Origin of the sequence: Candidatus Palauibacter australiensis (assembly GCA_026705295.1) — a bacterium.
GTDB lineage: Bacteria > Gemmatimonadota > Gemmatimonadetes > Palauibacterales > Palauibacteraceae > Palauibacter > Palauibacter australiensis.
Genome location: JAPPBA010000071.1, coordinates 1 through 3,317 on the forward strand (window position 1 = coordinate 1; position 3,317 = coordinate 3,317).

Annotated in this window: 3 protein-coding genes; all 3 read left to right on the forward strand. The window is 68.3% G+C overall.

Going from position 1 to position 3,317, the window contains the following annotated elements; translation table 11 throughout:
• The coding region (prfB, locus tag OXN85_05060; GenBank protein ID MCY3599318.1) for a peptide chain release factor 2 at positions 1 to 222 on the forward strand (222 nt) is incomplete at its 5' end.
• Positions 219 to 1,862: a lysine--tRNA ligase gene (lysS, locus tag OXN85_05065; protein ID MCY3599319.1), complete on the forward strand. Its 1,644-nt coding sequence runs from the start codon at positions 219 to 221 to the stop codon at positions 1,860 to 1,862. The genes prfB and lysS, both read left to right, overlap by 4 nt.
• Positions 1,859 to 3,208, forward strand: coding sequence for an ABC transporter permease (locus OXN85_05070; GenBank protein MCY3599320.1), 1,350 nt, complete (start codon positions 1,859 to 1,861; stop codon positions 3,206 to 3,208). Before lysS ends, OXN85_05070 begins: the two co-directional genes overlap by 4 nt.
• The last annotated feature ends 109 nt before the right edge of the window (positions 3,209 to 3,317 follow it).

Consider the following 3,317-nt stretch of genomic DNA (forward strand, 5'->3'; position numbering starts at 1 on the left):
CGGGCCGTCGAGGAACGGGAAGCGCGCCGGGCCGAACTGGAGGGGGCGAAGACGCGAATCGAATGGGGCCGGCAGATCCGGTCCTACGTCCTGCAGCCTTACAAGATGGTCAAGGACCACCGGACGAATCTCGAGGTCGGCAACGTCGACGCCGTGCTCGACGGCGAGATCGACGGATTCATCCAGGCGTTTCTCCAGGAATCCGGCAAGACGGGCGCATGAAGGGAATCCGACAAGACGGGCTGGTGATCTGCCCCCCCTGCGGCTCCGCCTTTCCGGGACTCCGGGACGGCGTCTGCCCCGCCTGCTGGTACGCGTCGCGCGAGCGGCCGAAGCCCCTAAGGGACCGCTTTGCGAAACTCGTCCGGCTGCGCGAACTCGGCGTCGACCCGTACGGGCACGCCTTCGACCGTTCCCACGGGCTGCGCGAGGCCTTCGCGGCCTTCGAGGAGGCGGAAGCGGCGGCCGCCGGGGCAACGGACGGCGGGGATCCTCCCGAACTCGAGGGGGTTCGGGTCGCGGGCCGCATCCTCTCCTACCGCGATCTGGGCGGGAGCGCCTTCGCGCATATCGGGGACCGCGACGGACGGTTGCAGATCCACCTGCGGCGCAACCTCCTGGGCGAAGAGGGCTCCGCGCTCATGGACCTGCTCGACCTCGGGGACTGGATCGGCGTCGGGGGACCCGTCTTCCGGACCCGGCGCGGCGAAGTCACGGTTCGCGCCGAATCGCTGGACCTCCTGACCAAGACCCTCCGTCCACTCCCGTTCGGGAAGGAGGAAGTCGCCGAGGATGGACGGCGGGTCGTGCACAGCGGGTTCAGCGACCAGGCCTCGCGCTATCGGCAGCGCTATGCGGATCTGGCGGTGAACCCGGAGGTCCGCGAGGTGTTCCGGATCCGGGCAAGAATCGTCACGGAACTCCGCCGTTGGCTCGACGCGCGCGGGTTCCTCGAGGTGGAGACTCCGATCCTGCAACCGCTCTACGGCGGCGCGCTCGCCCGGCCCTTCTCCACGTACCACCACCGGCTCGACCGGAAGATGTTCCTGCGGATCGCGGATGAACTCTACCTGAAGCGGCTCATCGTCGGGAATCTCGACCGCGTATACGAGATCGGACACGATTTTCGGAACGAGGGGATCGACCGTACGCACAACCCCGAGTTCACGATGCTCGAGTTGTACTTCGCGTTCGCCGACTATGAAGATGTGATGGGGCTCACCGAGACGATGATCGGCGACGTCGCGCGGGAGGTGATGGGGACGACGCGCTTCGAATACGACGGGGCGGTCGTCGACCTCGCCGCCCCCTGGGCCCGGGTCCGCTGGGACGAGGCCTTCTCGGAGGCCACCGGACTCGATCCGCGGGAGGCCCCGGAGGAGGACCTCCGCGCCCTGGCAAGGAAGACCGGGCGCGTCGACGCGGACGAGCTCTCCCGCGTGCAGCTGCTCGACACGCTGTTCTCGGAGCGGGTCGAAGACCGGATCACGGATCCCGTCTTCGTGTACGGTCACCCGATCGAGATGAGCCCGCTCGCAAAACCGAAGCGGGGCGAGCCGGAGTTCGCGGAGCGGTTCGAGGTCATCGTGTGCGGCTTCGAGCTCGTGAACGCGTTCAGCGAACTCAACGACCCGGAGGACCAGTGGAACCGGTTCGCGGCGCAACAACGCCTGAGGGAGGCCGGCGACCAGGAGGCGATGGAGATCGACGAGGACTACGTGCGGGCCCTTGAATACGGGCTGCCGCCCACGGGCGGGTTCGGGCTCGGGGTCGACCGCCTCGTGATGTTGATGACGGGGCAGACTTCGATTCGTGACGTTGTCCTCTTCCCCATCCTCCGTCCCGAGGAGGGACAGTCGTGAGCGGAGGGCGGGGGCGCTTCGAGCGTTTCGTCGCCCGGCGCTATCTGCGGGGGACCGGGCGTCGCATGTCCGCCTTCGGAGTGTTCCGCGCCGTCGGCCGCTTCCTCCGCCGGCCTTGGCGGCCCCTCGCGGGCGCCGGCACCGTGGACGAGAAGGACTCGAGGCTCGTCGCCTTCATCTCGAGTCTCGCGGTGGGAGGCGTCGCCGTCGGCGTGATGGCCCTCATCGTCGTGATCGGCGTCCTCAACGGCCTCCAGGAGAGCCTGAGAGACCGGATCCTCAGCGGCGGTCCGCACGCGCACGTGATGGAACTCGACAGCGGCTTCAAGATGGAGGATTGGGAGACGGTGCTGGGCCGTGTCCGACAGGACCCCGATGTGATCGCGGCCTCCCCGTTCGTCTTCACCGAGGTCGTGCTCAACGCGGGCGACAACTACAACCAGTCCGTGGTCCTGCGCGGCATCCCGGACGATCCCGAGGGGATGCGGGTCGCGGGACTCATGGAACACCTCATCATCGGGGAGCCGCCCTTCGGGCCGACCGAGTCCGGCCACCCCGGCCTCGTGGCGGGCCGCGGGCTCGCGCAGAAGCTCGGCCTCTATCAGGGCAAGCTCCTCACCGCGGTATCGACTCAGAACGCACCGCTCTCCGCCATCGGGTTTTCGCCCGCGCTCGAGCGCTTCGAGGTCACCGGGATCTTCCAGACCGGACTCTACCAGTACGACGACGAACTGGTGATGGCCCCGATCGCGGAAGCCCAGTCGCTCCTCGGACTCGGCGACGCCGTGACCGGGATCGAGTTCGACGTGAGCGACCCGTGGGAGGCGACCGAGGTGTCCGCGCGGCTGGAGGAGGCGCTCGGCTGGCCCTACCGGGTGGAGGGCTGGCAGGAACTCAACCAGAGCCTCTTCTCGGCGCTCCGGCTCGAGAAGCTCGGCATGGCCGTCGTCCTCATCCTCATCGTCCTCGTCGCTTCGTTCAACATCGTCTCGACGCTGGTGATGATGGTCGCGGACCGCACGCGCGAGATCGGCATTCTCCGCTCGATGGGGGTGTCGGCCGGCAGCGTCGGGAGGGTCTTCACGAACATGGGGCTCTTCATCGGCGTCGTCGGTACGACCCTGGGGGCCGTGCTCGGCGCCATCCTCGCCTGGGCGCTGACCCGCTACGAGTTCATCGCTCTGCCGAGCGACGTGTACTTCATCGACCGGCTGCCGATCTCGCTCGCGCCGCTCGATGTCACCCTGATCATCCTCGGATCGCTGCTCATCTCCTACCTGGCCACCATTTATCCGGCGCGAAAGGCCGCGGCGCTCGCGCCGGTCGACGCCATCCGGCACGAATGACGGCGGGTCGCGGGGGAGAGGCGCCGTCCGCGGTGCGGGCGGCGGGACTCGAGCGGACCTTTCCGAGCCCGAATGGCGGTCTCCTCCCCGTCCTAAGGGGGATCGACCT

Bases quoted from the DNA above. Each gene is read 5' to 3' on its own strand.
- lysS (MCY3599319.1), top strand. From the start codon at position 219: ATGAAGGGAATCCGACAAGACGGGCTGGTGATCTGCCCCCCCTGCGGC.